This window comes from uncultured Paraglaciecola sp., assembly GCF_963977085.1.
In the GTDB taxonomy this organism is placed as follows: Bacteria; Pseudomonadota; Gammaproteobacteria; order Enterobacterales; family Alteromonadaceae; genus Paraglaciecola.
The window spans coordinates 377,717-399,225 of sequence record NZ_CAXBNC010000001.1 but is presented as its reverse complement, the minus strand read 5'-3'; the positions used below and the strand labels follow the sequence as shown (position 1 = coordinate 399,225).

Sequence of the window (21,509 nt, the reverse complement as noted above, 5' to 3'; positions counted from 1 at the left end):
CGTAAGTGTAGGTATGATTATAATAACCAAAAAATGATAGATATAAGCTGTCTATTATAACTTCTATTATCAATAGAACTTAATTACTCTTACACTATAGTTTTAATCATTGTCAGGTAAGATTTATTAATGAAACAAGCAACACCACATTCCATACGTCAGCAGATTCGTAGAGGCGAATTTAAGCAGAATACATCGGGTTTTGCGCCAGGGTATGTGCAATGCAATCTGGTCATTTTACCTAAAAAATTCGCCAATGATTTTTATGAATTTTGTCAGTTGAATTCGCAGTCTTGCCCATTAATTGCGAGTAGTGATACGCCTGGGGATTTTAGCCTCAACATGTTAGGTGAAGACATAGATATTCGTAGCGACGTGCCCTTATATCGCGTTTATAAAAATGGCGTTCTCGAGGGGGAAGTGAATGACATCAAAGATATTTGGGAAGAGGACTTTGTGGCGTTTTTGCTAGGCTGTTCTTTTTCATTTGAAGAGGCATTAATTGCTGCCGGAATAGAAATTAGAAACATTTCCGAAGCTAAAAATGTGCCTATGTATAAAACTAACATCGATACTCAAGGCGTCGCACAATTTACAGGTAAAATGGTGGTAAGCATGCGACCTTTGAAGCCCGAGGATGTCGATAAAGCCACTGAAATATGTAGCCACTATCCCAAGGTGCATGGTGCGCCAGTGCATGCGGGTGACCCATCTGCAATCGGAATTAGTGATATTAGCAAGCCCGATTTTGGCGAGGCGGTGACCATTAATGCGGGGGAAGAACCAGTATTTTGGGCCTGTGGTGTGACACCGCAAATTGCTATTGCCAATGCAAAACCCACTATTTGTATTACTCACAGCCCAGGTTATATGTTGATAACAGATATTTTAAATAGCAGTTTAAGAAGCGCTTGAGGAAACAAAGAATGAAACTCAATTGTGATTTAGGTGAAAGCTTTGGTATTTGGCAATTAGGCCAAGATGATAAGTTGATGCCGCATATCGATATGGCGAATATTGCCTGCGGTTTTCATGCTGGTGATGCCCACGTTATTCACAAAACCCTGCAGTTGGCAAAACAACATAAAGTAGAGGTGGGGGCACATCCTAGTTACCCAGACAAATTAGGATTTGGACGCAGAAGCATGCTTTGTTCAAAACAGGAAATTATCGAGTTAGTTCATTATCAAGTGGCAGCACTCGATGGCATGGCAAAAAATCTAGGTATCGATATTAGTTATGTTAAGCCTCATGGTGCTTTATATAACGATATGATGAGTGACGAAAGTGTTTGTGATGCGATTTTTGAAGCCATTAGCAGTTACCATCGTCCATTAAAATTGATGTTGTTAGCCACGCCTAAGCAGCAAAGGTTTCGAGACCAAGCCGACGCTAGTGGCATTACACTTATTTTTGAAGCATTTTCTGATCGTCGCTACACTGAAAATGGCCATTTGATGTCACGGAAAGATCCTCAAGCAGTACTCAACGAAGCAGAAATGATTCAGCAAGTCACAAGCCTAATGGAAAGTGGTGAGGTGATTTGCGATACGGGTAAAAAAATCCCATTACAAGCCGACTCTTTATGTGTCCATGGCGACAATGACCAAGCAATCAAGGTAATACAAGAGCTAAAGCGTTTATGCCAGAATTAGTACATTACCCAAGCATTGAAGTTGCGGGTGAAGGTGCCGTTATTGTCTACCTAGACAAAGTAGCAAGTAGCGCCACAATTAAGAAAATTTCTCAGCTAAAATATCGCATTGCCAATGCCCTAGGGGATTGTGTGGTGGAGTTAGTGCCGTCATATGCGTCATTGTTGGTCATCTTTGATCCGCTGAAAAGCGATTATTATGCGGTTAAAAAAGCACTAGTCACCCTGCTCGATACCACTAGTGAAGAGGTGTCAAACTCGTCCAAAATCATTGAGCTTCCGGTGTATTATTCATTAGAAAGTGGTCCCGATTTAGAAAGGCTCGCGAGCCGTTCAGGCTTAAGCATCGAAGAGGTGATTGAGATCCATCAACAAACCACCTATCAGGTGTTTGCCATTGGTTTTGCTCCTGGTTTTGCTTTTTTAGGGGAAGTGGATGAGCGCATTGCCTGCCCGCGATTAACCTCACCTAGAGCAAAAGTCGCCAAAGGTTCAGTAGGCATTGCTGATCGGCAAACCGCCATTTATCCAAACGTCTCCCCTGGAGGTTGGAATTTAATTGGGTTATGTCCACAGACTTTGTTCAACCCAAATGAATCGCCCTACTTAACCTATCAAGTGGGAGATAGCGTGAAGTTTAAAGGCATTTCTCGAGCTGAGTTTTTAGGCCTAGGTGGGCAATTGTGAAGCATACACTTACAAGCTACTTTAAAGTGCTTCATCCTGGCATATTATCCACAGTGCAAGATTTGGGGCGATATGGACAAAGCCATTTGGGCCTAACATCCGGTGGACCAGCTGATATGCAAGCCTATCTTTGGGCTAATCGACTTTTAAATAACCCCGAAAACTGTCCGGTATTAGAAGTCAATTTTGGTGGTTTAAAATTAATTGCAACAACAGCCACGACCATTGCAGTAACTGGGGCAAAAGCGCCATTAACCATAAATGGTCAGGTCAAAGAAATCTGGCGTAGTCATCATGTTAACGCTGACGATGAAATTGAGATCGGTTATGCCACTGAAGGTTGTAGAGTTTATTTAGCTGTATTCGAAGGTTTTGTAGTCGAACCTCAATTTAGCAGTGTTTCTACCGTTATCAGAGAAAAAGTCGGCGGTGTTAATGGCGAAGCCTTAAAAGCCGAAGATGTGTTGTTTTACAAGCCAACTCCAAGGCAAACACTCTACGCTTTAAAAACCAAGGACATCCCTCGCTATGAGAATACCTTAACCCTTCATGTGGTGACTGGGTACCAATATGCGTTATTTGACCGCGTGGAGTTAGCCAAATTCTTTTGTAATGAATATCAGGTAAGCGCTCAATGTGATCGTATGGGGTATCGCCTCAATGGACCTGCAATTCAATCCGGTATCTCGCAATTGCTTTCTGAAGGCATTTGTAAAGGGGCGATTCAAATACCGCCAGATGGTCAGCCAATCATTCTATCTGTTGACCGTCAAACTATAGGGGGGTATCCCAAACTTGGCTCAGTGTTGTCACTAGATCTAGATTTAGTGATGCAAGCTAATCAAGGCGCAAAAATACATTTTGAGCCCATTTCTATTCATTACGCCCATACGGTGCTGCATTTAGCCAAAGCAAAATATGCAGAAACAAAACTTATCAAGGTAACCCAGTAAATGACAAGTAGCATAGGGTTATTGACCCAAAGTAAAAAAATTGAAGCTTTGCTGGTGCAGCGCAACTTAAGAGGCATGAAAACTGTACAACCAGCACTCAAAGCGGGGTATTACTTAAGAGCGGCACAACAGTTAATGGACGCCAAAGGCTGCATTTTAATCGCCACGGGTTTTCCCGTTGCGGGCACCTTTGAAACCGATGGACCTGTTGGTGCTATCGCCTTATACAACTGTCTTCAATCCCTTGGAAAAAAGCCCGTTATTGTGTGTGGCGATCCACTTTATAGCGCGTTAAAACATGACTTTGATTGTTACCTTATCCCTTTAAACGCTATTAATAATGCTGCTACTTATTCTCAAAAGGCATTAGATGAATTGCAGCCAGAGCTGATTATTTCAATTGAGCGCCCTGGCCTTAGTGATAGAAATGCTTACTACAATATCCGCGGCGAAGATATCTCGGTTAATTGTGCCACTTTTGATTATTTTATGAAGCTAGCGAGTTGCCCAACTATTGCTATTGGCGATGGCGGAAACGAAATTGGCATGGGCAATATATATGAGGCGATTGCACAATTAGATATCGTACCCTCCACCACTAAGTGTGATGAGTTATTAATTGCTGACGTGTCTAATTGGGGCGCCTATGGGCTGATCGCGTTTCTTTCGGTGTGGCATAATCAAAATCTATTAGCAGACATTCAACCCAAAAACATCCTTATGTATTTATCTAATCTAGGCAGCGTAGACGGTCTTACCCGTAAAAATGAACTCACTGAAGATGGTTTATGTTTCAGCTGTGGCGAAGACATTATTTGTGAATTAGAGAAAATATGCGGCGTGGGATCGAGTAACCTATGAAGAAAACAACCATAAGATGATGTCGACCCAAATAGCACTGTTTAAACACCAGATAACGCAGTTTTTAGACGCTGATTGCATAATTACTGAATACAGTAAACGTTATGCCTATGGAACAGACGCGAGTTTTTATCAACTTACACCACAACTGGTGTTAATACTTAAAAATAACCATCAACTAATTGAAGTGGTTAAACTGGCCAGTGAATATCAGGTTGCCATAACCTTTAGAGCCGCAGGTACAAGTTTGTCTGGTCAGGCAGTCTCTGATTCGGTTTTAATCATGTTGTCAGAAGATTGGCTCGACTACCACATCCATGAACAAGGTCTAAAAATCACCTTGCAACCGGGCATTATTGGCGCAAAAGCTAATCAGTTACTCAAACCCCACAATCGAAAAATTGGCCCAGATCCCGCCTCTATAAACAGCTGCAAGATCGGTGGTATTGCGGCCAATAATGCATCAGGTATGTGTTGTGGTGTACAACAAAATAGTTATCACACAGTGTCAGATATGACTATTATTTTTGCCGATGGCACTGAATTAAATACCGCCTGTGAGCAAAGTTGTGAATCGTTTTTAGCTAGCCATCAAACCTTTATCGAAAAGCTGTTAGCCCTGTCAGCCAGTCTCAATAATAATGAAGCACTGAAACAAAAAGTGATTCAAAAGTATCGATTAAAAAACACCACTGGTTATGGCATTAATGCGCTAATCGATTTTGCCGATCCCATTGAAATGATCAAACATTTGATGATTGGCTCTGAAGGAACATTAGGCTTTATCTCTGACATTACCTTGCACACTGTGGAAGATAATCCATTTAAAAGCAGCGGCTTTTTCATTTTTGACAGCACTAAGCTCGCTTGTGAGTTAGTGGAACAATTAGCTGATCTTGATGTGAATGCGGTGGAGTTACTCGATAAACGGGCGCTGCTGTCAGTGGCAGAACATGACATTATGCCCAAAGGCATAGCTAGATTTCCAGCTGACTCAGTGGCGTTATTAATAGAAATTCAAGGGGAAAGTGCCCCTCTATTAGCCGCTAAAGTACAACGGGTGTCCCAAAAAATGGCAAGCTTTCAAGAGGCGATGATTGCAGATATTGCCTTTGATAGTGACGCAGAGCGTAATCAAAAATTGTGGAATATTCGTAAAGGCACCTTTCCCGCCGTAGGTGCAATGCGAGACTCAGGCACAACAGTCATTATAGAAGATGTGGCCTTTCCACTTTCGTCTCTTGCCAGCGGCATTGCAGAATTACACATACTATTTCAAAAATTTGGTTATCAAGAAGCCATTATATTCGGTCATGCTTTAGCGGGTAATTTACATTTTGTTTTTACACAAGCATTTGATAGCGATGAAAAAATTAAAAAATATGATGGCTTTATGGCAGCAGTTGCCAATCTTGTTGCGGTGCAATTAGGTGGCTCACTTAAAGCAGAACATGGTACAGGGCGAAATATGGCGCCTTTTGTCGAACTAGAGTGGGGCACAGATGCTTATCAAATAATGAAAGCCCTAAAAGACGTGTTTGATCCTAAAAATATACTCAATCCAGGTGTGCTCATTAATGATGACAATAAGGTGCATCTTAAGGATCTTAAAGTCATGGCCACCACACACGACATCATAGACAAATGCATAGAGTGTGGTTTTTGTGAATCAGTGTGTCCATCTCAAGGGTATACGTACACGCCTCGTCAAAGAATTAGTGTGCGCCGGCGCATTGCAGATTTAAAACATACAATAACTGCGGCCAAGACAGGTACAGCAGTGGCTGAACTCAATGTTTCTTTGCCTGAGCTAGAAGGGCAATACCAACAACTGCTCCATGACTATCAGTTTTTAGGGATTGATAGCTGCGCTGCAACTGGCCTATGTGAAATGCAATGCCCAGTTGGGATCAACACTGGTGAGTTTATTAAAGCCTTACGTCAAGAGAATCACCAGCAATCAACAATAAAAAAACAGCTGGCTAAGGTCAGCGCAAATCATTTATCTACAGTGACAAAAATAGCCAGTTTAGGGTTAAACGCTGTTAGCAAAGGCAAATCACTGGTTGGCGAAGCGTCAGTCACTAAAGGCTTTCAGGTCTTAAATAAGCTAACGGCCGGTTTTGTGCCTCTATATTTTTCCAGTTGGCCTAAAGGAGAGGGAAAACTAGCAACAGGTTTGTATCCATCCCAGTATTCTCAGGGATTACAGCATACCAACAATAACAAAATCATCTATTTCCCCGCTTGTGCCGGCAGGGTTTTTGCGCCAACTACAGGTAATCCCAAGTCGTTGCCACAGGTGGTTGTTTCGGTGTTAAACAAAGCAGGTTATGACGTGCTGATCCCATCGGAAAGTCCGTCCTTATGTTGTGGTATGGCATTTTCGAGTAAAGGCGATGAACACAACGCCACTGCAAAGTTAAGTCAAAGCATAGAGGTGTTTTTAAACGCCAGCGACAATGGCAAATACCCCATTATCACAGACGCCAGTTCATGTGCTTTGCCATTTAACCAAGGCGATCATGGCTTAAAAATTTATGAATCTGCCGAATTTGTCAGTGAATTTATTTTGCCCCACTTAAACATTAATGAGAAAAAAGACCATGTGATGTTGCATGTTACCTGCAGCAGTAAACGTGGCAATATTGAGAAGCAACTGGTTAACATTGCTAATCATTGTGCCCAAGAAGTGCAGATCCCCGCGGATATTTCCTGTTGTGGTTTTGCTGGCGATAAAGGTTTTTACCAACCTGAGTTAAACCAACACGCCTTAAGGCATTTGAAAAAGCAACGCCCAAGTAACTGCAGTGCCGGTTACAGTAATAATAGAAGTTGTGAAATTGGCTTAACCCATCACAGCGAGATCCCCTACCAGTCAATTTTGTATTTACTCGATGAAGTAAGTCTACCTAAGTAACTAAATAAGACGATTTAAGCTGTTACAAGTGAAGTGTGTATCAGGCTAGATAAATATGGCAATTGCACTTTCCCTATCTAGGCTTAATTGTCCTTTGCACTGCGGGTCCGACTCAGTCAATAAGCCTTAAGATAGATAAATACAACTTCATGGTCATCTCCTGAATTCATACTTGCTTTATAGGACTCACTGTTTTATTGTGACTTTCATTAATGAACCTTGGCGTTACGTCAGTGGTTCATTACATTAAGCACAGAACCGTGACTTTTAATTTGATGTAATGGAGCGCAACTACATGCCCGCATACACAGCACCACTGCGAGATATACGTTTTGTAATGGATGACCTACTTGACTTCTCAAGCCATTACAATCAGTTGAATTCTACAACTGAAGTTGATCGTGAAACACAGTTGGCAATAATTGAGGAGGCCGCAAAATTTTCTGAAAATGTACTTTCTCCACTAAATGCGGTGGGCGACCAAATAGGTTGTACTTGGACTGCTGATGGCGTCACTACCCCTCCTGGATTTAAACAGGCATACCAACAATATTGCGATGGCGGCTGGCCTTCTTTAGCCATGCCGGAGGCATTTGGAGGGCAAGGTCTTCCTGAATCTATGAATATTGTTGTGAGTGAGCTTGTGTGTAGTGGTTGTGTCGCATGGTCAGGTTATCCTGGCCTGCGTGAAGGCGCCATAAAAACCTTGCTAAGCTACGGTAGTGAATCACTTCAAAATACCTATTTACCTAACTTAGTCAGCGGTAAGTGGACTGGCACAATGTGTTTGACTGAGTCACATTGTGGTACTGATTTAGGGCAGCTCAAAACCAAAGCTATGCCAATCACAGCAACTCAATATACGCTGACCGGTACTAAAATATTCATTTCATGTGGCGAGCACGATATGGCAGAAAACATTGTGCATATCGTTTTGGCACGATTACCTAACTCTCCTGAAGGAAGTGCTGGTATTTCTTTATTTGTTGTTCCTAAATTTCTGGTAAATGGGGATGGGAGCTTGGGACAAAGGAATAGCCTTAATTGTGGTTCGATAGAGCATAAAATGGGGATTCATGGTTTTGTGACTTGTGTTATGAACTTTGATGGGGCGACGGGGTATCTAGTTGGGCAGCCCAATAAAGGCCTTGAGGCTATGTTTACCTTTATGAATTCAGCTCGCTTAACTACAGCACTACAAGGATTAGTGCACTCTGAAGTAGCCTATCAAGGTGCTGTTCCATACGCACAAGAAAGACTCGCTATGCGCTCATTGAGTGGCGCAAAAAATCCAAAGGGCCCAGCAGATCCAATTATAGTGCATCCAGATGTGCGCCGCATGTTATTGACGATTAAATCCTTTGCTGAGGGTTTTCGAGCTTTTGCTTATTATGTAGCACAGCAATTAGATTTGTCAGAACATGCCAAATCAGATGAATCTAAAACCCATGCCAAAAAGTTACTTGCTCTATTAACACCCATCTGCAAAGGATTTATGACTGAGCTCGGCTGTGAGGCTGCTCATCATGGTGTTCAGGTGTTTGGTGGACATGGATATATCAGAGAATGGGGCATGGAACAGAACCAAAGAGATAGCCGTATTTCAACCTTATACGAGGGTACAACAGGCATACAGGCACTGGATCTTATTGGTAGAAAAATATTGGGTTCCAGAGGAGAGTTACTGACTAACTTCAGCACTATTATCGTTGAATTTTGTGAATCACAGCATTCCAACCCAAGTATGCAGGAATTTACCCAACCTTTAAGTAAGGCGACCACTGAATGGCTAACATTGGCTAAAATTATAGGCCAATCTGCTGCCGCTGATCCTGAAGAAATAGGTGCCGCTTCTGTGGATTTTTTAATGTTTTCTGGTTACACAATTTTAGCCTATTTTTGGGCAAGAATGGCTCAGGTGTCTCTCGAAAAGCTAGAGCAGGGAGCCGACGACAAAGATCTTTATTTGGCAAAGGTCAACACCGCTAAGTTTTATTTTCAACGCATATTACCGCGCACCGCCACATTAAAATTAACGATTCAATCTGGAGCCGCAAATTTAATGCAAATCAATGCTGATCAATTTTAGGTGCATTGCCAGCTCGTTATTTCAATGACTCAATTCATCATCAACCTTAGAGGCAATAATGATTAAGACCGACAGTGGCAAACGGCCAGAAACAGAAACCCTGCAGTGGATCTTTGATAATGGTTGTAAGCAATATACCCATAACCAAGCTTTTAAATGTGGCACAGAAAATTTAACTTATGGCCAGTTAGATCAAAGCGCTAGAAATTTTGCCGCATATCTGCAAACGCATACGGATCTAAAACCCGGTGATAGAATTGCATTGCAACTGCCCAACTGCCTAGCTTATCCAGTGCTAGCCTGGGGGGCAATAAGGGCAGGTTTAGTGGTAGTAAATGTCAATCCACTGTATACAGAAAATGAGCTTGAACACATTTATAAAGACTCAGGGGCTAGCGCATTAATTTTATTAAGTTCTTCCATTGATTTAGTGGCTGCTTTAGCTAATGAGACTGATATTTCGGTATTGGTCTATATAGAAAACACGCCCCCCTTACTTGAACAACTGACCATAGATGCCTTGGAGTACCGCGACGTATTAGCCCTAGGCAGTCAGTGTGATTTTAAACCGGTTCAAGCACATTCTAGCGACATTGCATTGTTACAATATACTGGAGGTACAACAGGGTTATCCAAAGGGGCGGTGTTAACCCATGAAAATCTTATTAGCGCAGCCCGTGGTTTTTGGAATACCACCGATGTTTTTGTACCTGGCAAAGAGACTTTTGTGGCCCCATTGCCGCTCTACCATGTTTATGCTTTTGTCGCGCATTTAGTGGTGGGTGTGACTTATGGTGTAACCAGTATTCTTATTCGCAATCCGAGAGATCTTAATAGTTTTTATACGGCATTAAAAAATGACACCTTTAGTTTATTTGTTGGTATCAATACACTTTTTAATGCGTTGTGCCAAGATGAACAGTTTAAGCGCTTAGATTTTAGCGGACTAAAATTTACCTTGTCTGGGGGGATGGCCCTTAATCAAAGTGTAGCTGAAGAGTGGCAAGCACTCACTCACTGTCCTATTAACGAAGGTTATGGCTTAACTGAATCAGCAGCAGGGGTCATTATTAATCGGGATACACAGAGACGCCTTGGTTCAGTAGGCAAGTCAATGCTCGGTGTTGAAATCAAAATAACCGATAACACTGGGCAACGTTTGAAAAGTGGTGAGAAAGGCGAACTGCACATAAAGGGGCCGCAAATAATGAAGCAGTATTGGCAAAATACTGTCGCTACAGAAGCGGTGTTAAAAGGCGGTTGGTTAGCAACAGGTGATATTGCCACTATTGATGAGGACGGTTTTGTTTATATAGTGGATCGCATTAAGGATATGATTATTGTATCTGGATTTAATGTTTACCCTGCTGAAATAGAGCAGGTAGTTAATCGTCTTGAAGAGGTGCAAGAATGTGCTGCCATTGGAATAAACTCATTAGATACCGGTGAAGCCATTGAGCTTTATGTGGTCCGTAAGCATAATAATCTGACTGACAAGGCCGTCATAGAATATTGTCGTCATAATTTAGCAGCCTACAAAACACCCAAACGTGTCATCTTTTTGAATGAGTTACCTAAGTCACCTGTGGGTAAAATACTTAAACGTAAATTAAAAGCCAATTAAATGCTAGAGGTGGAAGTCAGCGATAGCCAAAGTTAAGCACTAAAGCCTACTTTGCCTGGTTGTGGCTTCTGCAAACATTGAGCACAAATGATATCAACATCAAGGTCATTACCACATGCATTGTGGATAAGTTTGTAAGGGCGATCCATGGTCGGAAAACAATCTAGCACCCACTGTCGCAAAGCCAGTGTCATGCCGTATAAAGATTCACCCTTTTCAGTGAGGTTATACTCATAGCGAGGCGGTGCATCTTGATAAAGACTGCGAGTGAGTACACCTAAATCGACCATCAACTTTAGTCGATCCGCCAATATGTTGGTGGCAATTCCAAGTTGCTGGTGAAAATCGTCATAGCGACTTAAGCCCAAAAAGACACTGGCCACAATTAATGTACTCCAACGATCACCTATTATTTCGATTATATGGCCTAATCGATAATCAGAATCAGACACGGTATTCCCCCGAGAACGCCGTTGTGAGCTAATGCTATCCACTACATTTTTAATCTCACTTGGCTGTATGTCTGGATCGTGGATGCGTTTAACATCCTTGTATTTGACCTCAACTCGGCAATGTCTACAAACACAAATGGGTTTTAAAGTATGTTGATCATCTAGTTTGTGATTCAATATCGACGGCATATTAGTGCCAGCTTGATCAGCCCAATGGGTTTCCCATTCCCACACCATCAATGCCCAAGGATATAAGGCCAGTCCTTTTTCTGTCAGTTTATATTCAAACCTTAAAGGCGACTGGTTATAAGGCACTTTATGGAGGATGTCTTGTTCTATCAAAAACTCTAGCCTGTTGATCAGCGTGCCTCGAGCTATTTTAGTAAATTCTCTAAATTCACTAAAGCGATGACGGCCTAAAAATGCATCCCTTAAAATGAGAATCGTCCAACGATCGCCCACAATTTTTAACGCTCTGGCTACGGGATTTGAGGCAATTTGAGTTTCAATATTCATCACTAAATTTTATCCCATCTTAAAGTCAAAACATAGCAAACAAAGAATAAACCTTGATTAAGGCTTTGTTCGCTGCTAATTTAAAATGCTAACTTTCACTATAAGACTTACAGTATGCAAGATTGGTTCAACAAACATTTGTCTAAATTAAATAAAGCTCTTGATGCGTGCCAACATCGTTATTCGTGGAGCGCATATACTGAAAGCCCCAGTAGCAAAATTCACGGCCATGATGCACCTAAAAGTGGTAAGCAACGTTTTGAAGCAATGTTGCATAAAGATTACCCCATGGAATTACCTGGAGAAATAGGAAGAACCGGTGCAGAGGTTTCACCTTATACCCGTGAGCCTTTAGGCATTACTTACCCTAAGGTTTATGTAGAGGAGTTATACTCTGCAATAAACCAAGGAAGGGCAGCGTGGACCGATGCTGGTGTTGATATACGGGTGGGAATTTGTATGGAGATACTAGATCGTTGTTCCAAACAATTATTCGAAAACGCCCATGCAACTATGCATACAGCAGGTCAAAGTTACATCATGGCATTTGCAGGCAGTGGTGCTAATGCCTTAGATCGGGGCTTAGAAGCATTAGTGTACGCATACAAAGCCATGATAGATGTACCACAGACCGCCCAGTGGACGCGAACATTTGGTGCTGCTGGCGATGCTAATTTAATAAAAGAATACCTATTAAAACCTCGGGGCATCAGTGTGGCAGTGTGTTGCGCCACTTTTCCCCTATGGAACGGTTATCCTGCTTTAACAGCTAGCTTGGCCACTGGTAATCCTGTGGTATTAAAGCCACACCCTAGTGCTATCTTACCTGTAGCTTTGATGGTAACTATTTGTAGGGAAGTATTAAGCGAAGCGGGTTTTGATCCCAACTTAGTGACTATGGTAGCGGATACCAAACAAGAGCCAGCCACTATGGCATTGCTACAACATCCAGATACTGCCATTATCGATTTTACTGGTAGCCCGACTTTTGGCGATTGGATAGAAAAAAATTGCCACAACACTTTGGTTTATACGGAGACGGCAGGGTGTAATTCTGTTGTGATTGAATCCACCCATAACTTATCACAAATGGCCACAGCTATCGCCCAATCACTGTGCCAAGCATCGGCACAAATGTGTACTAGTGTTCAAAATATTCATATTCCCGAGCATGGCATTACTGTCGCTGGGCAACCGGTTAGTTTTGAGCAGGTGGCCCAAGCGATAGTCAGTGCAGTAGATGAGCTGTTGGCTGATCCCAAAGACGCCACATTTTTGTGTGGCACCTTAGTGACGGAAGATATCTATACCACTATTCATCGATTGACGCAGGTCGGTAATGAGCACGGTACTATTCTTAGGCATTCTAATTCTTATAAGAATCCAGACTATCCGAATGCACGCACCGCAACACCATTAATTATTGCCGTCACCGAAGAAGAAAGAGAGCACTACCGAGCAGAATTATTTGGACCAATTTCGTTTATCATCAAAAGTGCTTCAGCTAACGATTGCTTAGCAGAGGCAACGCGTAATGCACGTGAATGTGGTGCTATCACTTCCCATGTCTATTCCACAGATGACGCATTTCTCGAAAAAGCCCAAGACGCCTACAACAATGCTGGGGCGTCAGTGGCCTGTAACTTGATAGGTATGCCAATTAACTTTGCAGCCGCATACAGTGATTATCATGTAACCGGAATGAATCCAGCGGGAAATGCCTGCTTAACTGACTTGGCCTTTGTCGCTAACCGTTTTCGCATAGTGCAAAGAAAGAGAATGAACTAGCCGTTGTTTAGGTTTTACGTCACATCCATCACATAGAGAAAAATAAATGACTGATGTATTTATTGCCGGCATTGGCATGACCTCCTTAGGTAAATTTGTTGATAAAAGTGTAAAACAATTGAGTGCTGAAGCCGTGTCACTTGCCTTAGAAGATGCCGATGCACAAAAATCCGATATAGAAGCCGCGTGGTTTTCGAATACCAGACAAGGCTTGCTTGAGGGGCAAAATGGCATAAGAGGTCAATGTGCTTTGAGACCATTAGGCTTTCAAGGTATCCCTATTACCAATGTGGAAAACGCCTGTGCATCTGGCTCAACGGCCTTATTACAAGCTGTTGCGCACATAAGGGCGCAAATGTGTGATATCGCAATAGTGGTAGGCGCTGAAAAAATGTTCTTTCCTGAAAAGCGCGATGCCATGTTTCGCGCATTTTTAGGCGGTACAGATATCCATAGACTCGAAGAGTTTCAAAATATGCTGGCGCAACAGGCTATGGAGCAAATTCCCGAGGCGGTTAGAGCAATTGATACTGGGCAAAAAAGTTTCTTTATGGACAGTTATGCCGCACAAGCTCGGTTGCATATGCAACGCTTTGGTACCACACAAAAACAATTCGCCATGGTGGCAGCCAAAAATCACTGGCATTCCACAATGAATCCCGCGGCCCAATATCAAAAAGACTTCAGTGTTGATGAGGTACTTAACGGGCGACTCATAAGTTGGCCATTTACCTTACCTATGTGTGCTCCTATTTCTGATGGTGGTGCTGCGGCAGTGGTTTGTTCTGCAAAAGGTTTGTTAAAACTCAATGCCAAACGCGCCATTAAAATTAGAAGTATCAGTTTAGCAAGTGGCTCAAACCGAGCCCCTAATGAATTTGAACGTCACATAGGTCGGGTGGCGGCACAAGCGGCATATGAACAAGCATCCATTGATCCTGCTGATATCGATGTGGCTGAAGTGCATGACGCAACGGCTTACTCTGAGATCCAACAAATTGAGAACCTACTATTGTGTCCTTTGGGTGAAGGTGGAGCATTTACCGAAATGGGGCAAACTAAACTAGGCGGCAAAGTGCCGGTAAACCCTTCTGGTGGTTTAGTGTCAAAAGGGCACCCAGTAGGGGCAACAGGCATTATGCAGATCCATGAACTAATGACGCAACTAAGAGGGGAGGCGGATAAACGCCAAGTGCAAGGTTGCAAGATTGCGGTTGCGGAAAATGGTGGCGGATTCTATGAAACCGAAGAGGCTGCAACAGTGGTCACAGTACTTGAGCGTGCAAGTACAACATAAATCATTAATTCATAGTCTGTTTAGGAGTAGCATAATTGAACAAAATATTGAGTGGTATACGGGTGTTAGATTTTGGTCGATATATAGCGGGCCCATTTTGCGCCACTTTGTTGGCTGATTTAGGAGCCGATGTTATCCGGATTGAAAAACCCGCTGGTGGAGAAGACCGTTATACAGTGCCAGTTACCTCTAAAGGAGAAGGTGCTTATTACATGCAAATTGGCCGTAATAAACAATCCATGACGTTAAACCCTATGACTGAAGAAGGGCAAGAGATTGTCAAAGGTTTGGTTAAAACCGCAGATGTAGTGGTTGTTAATGTGCCTCCTCAAGCGCTCAAAAAAATGGGGTTAGATTACGAATCCTTATGTGCCATTAATCCCAGTATCATATTAACTCTGAATACGGCGTTTGGTTCAACAGGCCCTTATGCTGAACGAGGCGGGTTTGATACCATTGCCCAAGCAATGTCTGGCAATATGCACTTAAGTGGCGTTGAGGGTAACCCTGCTAAATCATTTGTACCCTATTGTGATTTTGGCACAGCCTCGCTCAGTGCTTTTGGTACACTAGCGGCAATAATGCATCGAACAAAAACCGGAGAAGGTCAAGTGGTCGAAGGTAGCTTGCTCAGTACCGCTCTGACCTTCAATAATGCTGCATTAATTGAAGAAGCACTGCTGCAAAAAAACCGGCAAGGCAGCGGCACCCGAGGTCAATACAATGCGCCAACAGATACCTTTAAAACCCAAGACGGTTGGTTATCTATCCAAGTTGTTGGACAGGGCCTGTTCAAGCGCTGGTGCCATTTATTACAGGAAATCAAGTGGCTTGAAGACCCTGATTACAGTAGTGATCAAGGGCGAGGTGATAATGGACACATCATTAGCCAACGGATGAAAGAGTGGTGCTCACAACGCAGTAACCAAACCGCTTTGAGTGAGCTATCAAAAGCAGGTATACCTGCGGGGGCGTTGTTAACTCCAGCGCAAACATTAAAAAATGAACAGGTTGTAGCGAGTCATCTATTACAACCCCTTGATTATCCACATAGCCCAGAAGCGGCGCCTATTGTTAATCATCCAATAAAATATTCCAAAATCGATACGACTGAAATTGTTCGAGCACCTACTCTTGGAGAACACACAGAGCGAATTCTACAAGAAATGGGTTACGATCAGAGCCAGATAATGGATATGCGCAAAAGAGGCGTTATCTAACTAGGGTGCCAATTTTGCAGGTTTTCTGCAAAGTTTTAGCCTTTATCAAGTGTGACCTTAAGTCGTAAAATATCCATTACCACAGATTAATTCGAGCTGCCTTGCAGCTCGAAGTGTTTCACTATTGCTGACGATAAAGTGTCGCGAAATTCCTAGCCTTAAACAACATAATGCCCGCCTATTAGCTGTGAAAACATTTTAAAAGTGTGCGTACACATTCTGTAAACAATTTATTAACAATAAAGCTTGCATTAAAGGACCCATGAATATAAAGTTTTATCACTTGCGTTATTAGACCATGTGTAAGTCGTCTCTAAACGCGTAATTTAGTTCTGAATTTTCAGGAGCATACGATGCAAAAAAATTATAAAAAGAAACGTGTAGCTTTATACATCTCAGCATTACTGATGGGCAACAGTGTTAACTTGATCGCGCAAGAGGCGACTGAATCGGATTCAGAACTATCTTTAGAGATTATAGAGGTCACAGCACAAAAAAGGGCCCAAGGGTTACAAGATGTACCTATCTCAATTAGTGCAATTTCTGGTGATCTTCTTAAAAACAGCAATATCAATTCCCTTACCGACATGGCCGCTTCAGTCCCCAATCTGACTATTACTAAATCCGGTATTACTAACCAAATTGGCATTCGAGGAATTTCTTCTGGCGGAAACAAAGGGTTTGAACAATCGGTAGCCATGTATGTTGATGAGGTGTATTACGGTCGCGACCAGCTTATTCAGTTGCCACTTGTGGATTTAGAGCGAGTGGAAGTATTACGTGGTCCACAACCCATATTGTTTGGTAAAAATGCAATTGCCGGTGCAATTAGCCTGTCTTCTGCTCGTCCCACTGAGGATTTTGAAGCGTCTATTTCTACCTTATATGAATTTGAACAAGAAGAGTTTAAGACTGTTGGCATGGTGTCAGGTGCCTTAACTGATAATGTGAAGGGGCGTTTTGTAGCCTCCTATCGTGAAATGGATGGCTGGATAGAAAATGTAACTTTGGATCGTATGGAACCCAACGTAGAGCAGCTTTATTTGCGAGGTATGCTTGAGTGGGACTACGACAATTTGAACATTCTCTTAAAAGCAGAGACCTCTACCTTTGATACCCTTGGCAGAGCCATTGAAAATCACTCACCTATAGGTTCCTATTCAACTATTTTTTCCGGTGCACTTTATGTAGAAACCGACCAAGATTATAAGAGTCAAAGTAATGGTCAAGATAGTGCTAACCAAGTTGACAATATTATGGTTAATGTTGAGTACAACTTAAATGACTATACTTTAACCTCAACTTCAGCCTATTTAGAATACGACACTGATGAGCTAATTGACGTTGATTATACCGGACTTGATCTATTCAATGGATCTAACCAAGGAGAAAGTTTTAAGCAATGGAGTCAAGAGTTTAGGATCGCCTCACCAACTGATGGAGACTTCGATTATATTGCGGGTGTTTATTTGCAAGATAATGAGTTGGTAACCTATGACAATGTGTTGTTCGGCAGTACCTTTGCTGCAAATCCGGCCTATGCACCTATTGTAAACGGTAGTTGGGATAGAGACTATTCACAGAATTCACAAGTGTTTTCTGCATTTGCCCAGTTAAATTGGCGTATTACAGATAAGCTGTCCCTTACTGCTGGCGCCAGATATAGCAACGAAGAAAAAGACGCTCACCGAGTACTAAACTTATTAGGAGAGAACACCAGTGGCATCCCAGCTGATGCTTTGTTTGCTGGCTCTCCAGCCTTTGGCCCACAAGCTGGATTTGAAGTGCTAATGGGGGCAATTAAAATCTATGCTCATGAATTAGAAGGCAAACGTAAAGAATCACAACTCGATCCCTTGCTAAACCTGCAGTATAAAGTCGATAAAGATACCTTACTTTATGCTTCTTATACCCAAGGAAGTAAAGGTGGCGGTTTTGATATCAGATCTAATAGTTACCCCGAAAATCCAGTCAACCCAGGTTCTTTTGAGTTTGAAGATGAACAAGCTACCAGTTATGAGTTTGGTGGAAAATTTGGTTTTGGGGTAGTAGAAATTAATGCAGCCACATTCTATACCCGCTACGAAGACCTACAAATAACCCAGTTTGATGGCACAGTCGGATTTAATGTACAAAATGCTGCCGAAGCTGAAATCAAAGGCATAGAAATCGATGGCCGATGGTTGTTAGCTGAAGCACTAGTACTCTCAGGTTCATTAGCCTATTTAGACTTTGAATATCTTGATTTTGACATTGCACAGTGTGCACCAGCGTTAGTATTACCAGATCAGGTGCTGAGTTCTAGTGTTGATGGTTTGTGTAATCTTTCTGGCGAGCGCGCTATCTATACCCCTGAACTAAGCGGCAGTTTGAGATTGCAATATCAACAAGATATTGGTGACTGGGCCTATATGACTTATGGCTTAAATATGGAATATAGCGATGAATACAACGCCGGTGTCACCATTGATCCAAACACAGTACAAGATAGCTACACTAGATGGGGGGTCCGAGTCGCCCTAGCCGATTATGATGACCAATGGCAAGTTGCGCTTATCGCCAATAACATCACAGATGAAAGAGTTATGACACTTTCAAATTCATTACCCTTTGCCACTACACTTACAGGCGGAACGGGTGTTGCCTATTACGGTATTTATGACCGCCCTAGAAGCATTGCACTAGAGTTGACCTATAACTTCTAAGTTTATTAACAGAGCGCTGCTTTTTAGAGGCAGTGCTAGGTCACATGAGACAGGAATCAAAATAATTATGAGCTTAGCTTCAACATTAGTCGATAAATTGCGTTTACCTGCAATGCAGGCGCCGATGTTTTTAATCTCTGGGCCAGATATGGTGGTTAATGCTTGTCGTGCGGGGATCATTGGAAGTTTCCCAACACAAAATGCACGCACCCCAGAAATACTTGATGAGTGGCTAAGTCAAATAACAAAGCGCTTAGCAAGTGAGCAGATTACCTCACCTTGGGCAGTTAATTTAATTACCCATCCCACTTATGTCCGAGGTAAAGAGGATTTTGAGATTATTCTCAAATATAAACCGCCTATTGTGATTACTGCATTAGGCAGTCCGGCAGCTTTAGTTGAACAAGTACACAATTATGGAGGAATAGTACTGGCCGACGTGATTAACCCTAGTTATGCAAAAAAAGCGGCTGCCGCCAAGGTGGATGGACTAGTGTTAGTGAGTGCGGGAGCTGGAGGGCATACAGGTTACCTTTCACCTTTTGTTTTTGTACAAGAGATACGTAAATGGTGGCAAGGCTTATTAGTATTGGGTGGCGGTATAGGCACTGGTGAAGCCGTATTAGCGACACAGGCAATGGGTGCGGATATAGCCTATTTAGGCACACGATTTATTCCTACCCATGAGAGCCTTTGCCAAACAGAATATAAGCAGATGGTGGTGGATTCAAATTCAAACGACATCGTTATTTCAGATGCAATTACTGGCGTGAAAGCTAACTGGTTACGTCAATCATTAGCAAATGGCGGTTACGATCCTGATAATATGCCAGTCACCGGGAAAATAGATTTTGCTAGTGCCTCAGGGGCAGAAAATAAACGTTGGAAGGATATATGGGCTGCCGGCCAAGGGGTTGATAGTTCTACAGCAATTCAAGCCATCTCCGAAATTGTTGAGACCCTAAGCAGTGAGTACCAAAGATCTTTAGCAAATTTATTAGAGCGTAAAAAGCCATGCACTCAGCCAGCTAAAAAGGGGGTACTTATATGATTATTACCGATAATAACCGACTAAAACACTACCACAACAGCGGCGAATGGGGTCAAAAGAGACTCCATGATTTGTTTGAAGAAACCGCCAATCGCTTCCCAGAGCGTATCGCTTTGGTGGATCCTGCTGACAAAGAAAGCTTAACGGGTGATGCCCCACAACGATTAACTTATCAGGAGCTGGCGACTAAAATTAACCAGTTAACTGAGGTGTTTTTAAACAATGGCTTGGGGAAAGACGACATCATATTGGTGCAAATGCCCAACGTGGTTGAGTTGATCTATAGCTATCTTGCGGCATCACGTTTAGGCATTATTCTAAGCCCAGTGCCTGTTCAATATCAGGAAAATGAGTTGTCCAGCATCTTAAATATCTTAGAGCCAAAGGCAGTAATTGTTTCTCCTGCTTTCAAACAAACCTCATTGTTACAAAGAATGCACAGTAGTATTAAATTGTCTTCTATGGATATCCATCCTCCTAAACTTTTAGCATGGGGAGAGGGAGAATCAGACTGTGATCTCACCGCTGCGATAAAGCGTCCATCGTCATCTGAACAATATGCTGAATATCTTCAGCAGCAGCAAATAAGTGGCGATGACCTTATCACTATCTGTTGGACTTCAGGCACAGAAGGCACGCCTAAAGGAGTCCCCCGCAGTCACAATCAATGGTTGGCCATCGGCAAAGCCACGTATTTAGGTAATCAGATTCAGGATAATGAAACCTTATTAAATCCTTTTCCACTTATCAATATGGCTTCAATTGGCGGAATGTTTTTAAGCTGGTTATATAGTGGTGGTAAATTAGTTTTGCATCACCCATTAAACCTACCGGTTTTTCTGCAGCAAATTGTAAGCGAAAAAGTCAATTACACACTAGCGCCACCGGCTTTGCTTAATGCTTTATTAAAAGACGAAAAGCTTAAAAATGCCATCGATTTTTCTAGTATCAGAGCTATAGGTTCAGGATCTGCCCCCCTTGATGTATGGATGGTAGACGGATACAAAAAATTGTTCGACATCGAAATAGTGAATCATTTTGGTTCCAATGAAGGCGTCAGTTTACTCTGTGGGCCAAACGAAACCACAAGCGCAGAAAAAAGGGCGAGGTTGTTTCCTTGTAAAAGCGACCTATTAGAGACTCGTTTGGTTGACGTAGAATCGGGCCAACAAATATCTGAAATGGATAAATCAGGGGAACTGCAAATCAAAGGTGCGGGGGTGTTTGATGGATACTTTAAGTCTCCCTTAAAAACCGCGGAAGCATTTACTGCAGATGACTTTTTTAAAACCGGTGATCTATTTCAAATCTCATCGCAAGACCCGAAATTCTATACTTTTATCGGTCGTTGCAAAGATTTGATCATACGTGGCGGCATGAACATTGCGCCCGCTGAACTGGATAATCTTCTGAATGCTCATGAGTCTATTTTAGATGTTGCTGTTGCTGCATATCCTTGCGACATTATGGGAGAACGTATAGCGGCATTTGTCGCCTTCAAGCCTGAAAAATCATTAACTCTGGTCGAACTAACAGACTACCTCAAGCAGCAACATGTCGCCTCATTTAAGCTCCCAGAAAAATTGGTAGTTGTATCTGAAATCCCTCGCAATCCACTGGGAAAAGTATTGCGCTATAAGCTTTCTGAGCTCTCGTGATTCGGTTTTCTAAGCCCATTGACGCTAGAAATTA

The 21,509-nt window shown here is 42.4% G+C and carries 15 protein-coding genes; 14 read left to right on the top strand and 1 reads right to left on the bottom strand.

Annotated features, from left to right (window positions below; translation table 11 throughout):
• Nucleotides 1–129 precede the first annotated feature (129 nt).
• From AAC000_RS01680 to AAC000_RS01645, 8 genes are all read left to right on the top strand, one after another.
• Nucleotides 130–915, top strand: a complete 786-nt coding sequence (locus AAC000_RS01680; RefSeq protein ID WP_339719521.1) for a putative hydro-lyase — start codon at nucleotides 130–132, stop codon at nucleotides 913–915.
• Between the two features lie 11 nt (nucleotides 916–926).
• Nucleotides 927–1,655: a 5-oxoprolinase subunit PxpA gene (locus AAC000_RS01675; protein WP_339719519.1), complete on the top strand. Its 729-nt coding sequence runs from the start codon at nucleotides 927–929 to the stop codon at nucleotides 1,653–1,655.
• Nucleotides 1,643–2,341 carry a 5-oxoprolinase subunit PxpB gene (pxpB, locus tag AAC000_RS01670; protein WP_339719517.1) on the top strand — a complete coding sequence of 233 codons (699 nt, stop codon included), beginning with the start codon at nucleotides 1,643–1,645 and terminating at the stop codon, nucleotides 2,339–2,341. The genes AAC000_RS01675 and pxpB overlap by 13 nt, the downstream gene beginning before the upstream one ends.
• Complete coding sequence (locus tag AAC000_RS01665; RefSeq protein WP_339719515.1) at nucleotides 2,338–3,294, top strand: biotin-dependent carboxyltransferase family protein; 957 nt, start codon at nucleotides 2,338–2,340, stop codon at nucleotides 3,292–3,294. Before pxpB ends, AAC000_RS01665 begins: the two co-directional genes overlap by 4 nt.
• The gene (locus AAC000_RS01660) at nucleotides 3,295–4,155 is read left to right on the top strand and encodes a glutamate cyclase domain-containing protein (RefSeq protein WP_339719514.1); all 861 of its coding nucleotides are present in this window, start codon (nucleotides 3,295–3,297) and stop codon (nucleotides 4,153–4,155) included. It abuts the gene before it with no gap.
• A 16-nt stretch (nucleotides 4,156–4,171) separates the two neighbouring features.
• The gene (locus AAC000_RS01655; RefSeq protein WP_339719512.1) at nucleotides 4,172–7,075 is read left to right on the top strand and encodes an FAD-binding and (Fe-S)-binding domain-containing protein; all 2,904 of its coding nucleotides are present in this window, start codon (nucleotides 4,172–4,174) and stop codon (nucleotides 7,073–7,075) included.
• 295 nt (nucleotides 7,076–7,370) lie between these two features.
• Complete coding sequence (locus AAC000_RS01650; RefSeq protein ID WP_339719510.1) at nucleotides 7,371–9,164, top strand: acyl-CoA dehydrogenase C-terminal domain-containing protein; 1,794 nt, start codon at nucleotides 7,371–7,373, stop codon at nucleotides 9,162–9,164.
• Between the two features lie 58 nt (nucleotides 9,165–9,222).
• Entirely contained in the window at nucleotides 9,223–10,788 is a 1,566-nt protein-coding gene (locus tag AAC000_RS01645; protein WP_339719508.1) for an AMP-binding protein, read from the top strand.
• A gap of 32 nt (nucleotides 10,789–10,820) precedes the next feature.
• Here AAC000_RS01645 and AAC000_RS01640 read toward each other — a convergent pair whose 3' ends face one another.
• Nucleotides 10,821–11,756 (bottom strand): helix-turn-helix domain-containing protein, encoded by a 936-nt coding sequence (locus tag AAC000_RS01640; RefSeq protein ID WP_339719506.1) that lies wholly within the window; start codon nucleotides 11,754–11,756, stop codon nucleotides 10,821–10,823.
• 114 nt (nucleotides 11,757–11,870) lie between these two features.
• On the opposite strand from AAC000_RS01640, the gene paaN reads away from it, so the two are divergent.
• The 6 genes from paaN (at nucleotide 11,871) to AAC000_RS01610 (ending at nucleotide 21,475) form a co-directional block, all read left to right on the top strand.
• Nucleotides 11,871–13,544 carry a phenylacetic acid degradation protein PaaN gene (gene paaN / locus AAC000_RS01635; protein ID WP_339719504.1) on the top strand — a complete coding sequence of 558 codons (1,674 nt, stop codon included), beginning with the start codon at nucleotides 11,871–11,873 and terminating at the stop codon, nucleotides 13,542–13,544.
• Between the two features lie 46 nt (nucleotides 13,545–13,590).
• Entirely contained in the window at nucleotides 13,591–14,841 is a 1,251-nt protein-coding gene (locus AAC000_RS01630; RefSeq protein ID WP_339719502.1) for a thiolase family protein, read from the top strand.
• 35 nt (nucleotides 14,842–14,876) lie between these two features.
• On the top strand, nucleotides 14,877–16,061 hold the full coding sequence (locus AAC000_RS01625; protein WP_339719500.1) for a CoA transferase: 1,185 nt from the start codon (nucleotides 14,877–14,879) through the stop codon (nucleotides 16,059–16,061).
• 353 nt (nucleotides 16,062–16,414) lie between these two features.
• Complete coding sequence (locus AAC000_RS01620) at nucleotides 16,415–18,766, top strand: TonB-dependent receptor (protein WP_339719498.1); 2,352 nt, start codon at nucleotides 16,415–16,417, stop codon at nucleotides 18,764–18,766.
• Between the two features lie 67 nt (nucleotides 18,767–18,833).
• A complete protein-coding gene (locus AAC000_RS01615; RefSeq protein ID WP_339719497.1) occupies nucleotides 18,834–19,817 on the top strand; it encodes a nitronate monooxygenase in 984 nt (327 codons plus the stop codon).
• The gene (locus AAC000_RS01610; protein WP_339719496.1) at nucleotides 19,814–21,475 is read left to right on the top strand and encodes a class I adenylate-forming enzyme family protein; all 1,662 of its coding nucleotides are present in this window, start codon (nucleotides 19,814–19,816) and stop codon (nucleotides 21,473–21,475) included. The genes AAC000_RS01615 and AAC000_RS01610 overlap by 4 nt, the downstream gene beginning before the upstream one ends.
• Nucleotides 21,476–21,509: the final 34 nt, after the last annotated feature.

Bases quoted from the DNA above. Each gene is read 5' to 3' on its own strand.
- AAC000_RS01655 (WP_339719512.1), top strand. From the start codon at position 4,172: ATGATGTCGACCCAAATAGCACTGTTTAAACACCAGATAACGCAGTTT.
- AAC000_RS01630 (WP_339719502.1), top strand. From the start codon at position 13,591: ATGACTGATGTATTTATTGCCGGCATTGGCATGACCTCCTTAGGTAAA.
- AAC000_RS01650 (WP_339719510.1), top strand. From the start codon at position 7,371: ATGCCCGCATACACAGCACCACTGCGAGATATACGTTTTGTAATGGAT.
- AAC000_RS01610 (WP_339719496.1), top strand. From the start codon at position 19,814: ATGATTATTACCGATAATAACCGACTAAAACACTACCACAACAGCGGC.
- AAC000_RS01640 (WP_339719506.1), bottom strand. From the start codon at position 11,756: ATGAATATTGAAACTCAAATTGCCTCAAATCCCGTAGCCAGAGCGTTA.
- AAC000_RS01620 (WP_339719498.1), top strand. From the start codon at position 16,415: ATGCAAAAAAATTATAAAAAGAAACGTGTAGCTTTATACATCTCAGCA.
- paaN (WP_339719504.1), top strand. From the start codon at position 11,871: ATGCAAGATTGGTTCAACAAACATTTGTCTAAATTAAATAAAGCTCTT.
- pxpB (WP_339719517.1), top strand. From the start codon at position 1,643: ATGCCAGAATTAGTACATTACCCAAGCATTGAAGTTGCGGGTGAAGGT.
- AAC000_RS01675 (WP_339719519.1), top strand. From the start codon at position 927: ATGAAACTCAATTGTGATTTAGGTGAAAGCTTTGGTATTTGGCAATTA.
- AAC000_RS01660 (WP_339719514.1), top strand. From the start codon at position 3,295: ATGACAAGTAGCATAGGGTTATTGACCCAAAGTAAAAAAATTGAAGCT.
- AAC000_RS01680 (WP_339719521.1), top strand. From the start codon at position 130: ATGAAACAAGCAACACCACATTCCATACGTCAGCAGATTCGTAGAGGC.
- AAC000_RS01615 (WP_339719497.1), top strand. From the start codon at position 18,834: ATGAGCTTAGCTTCAACATTAGTCGATAAATTGCGTTTACCTGCAATG.
- AAC000_RS01645 (WP_339719508.1), top strand. From the start codon at position 9,223: ATGATTAAGACCGACAGTGGCAAACGGCCAGAAACAGAAACCCTGCAG.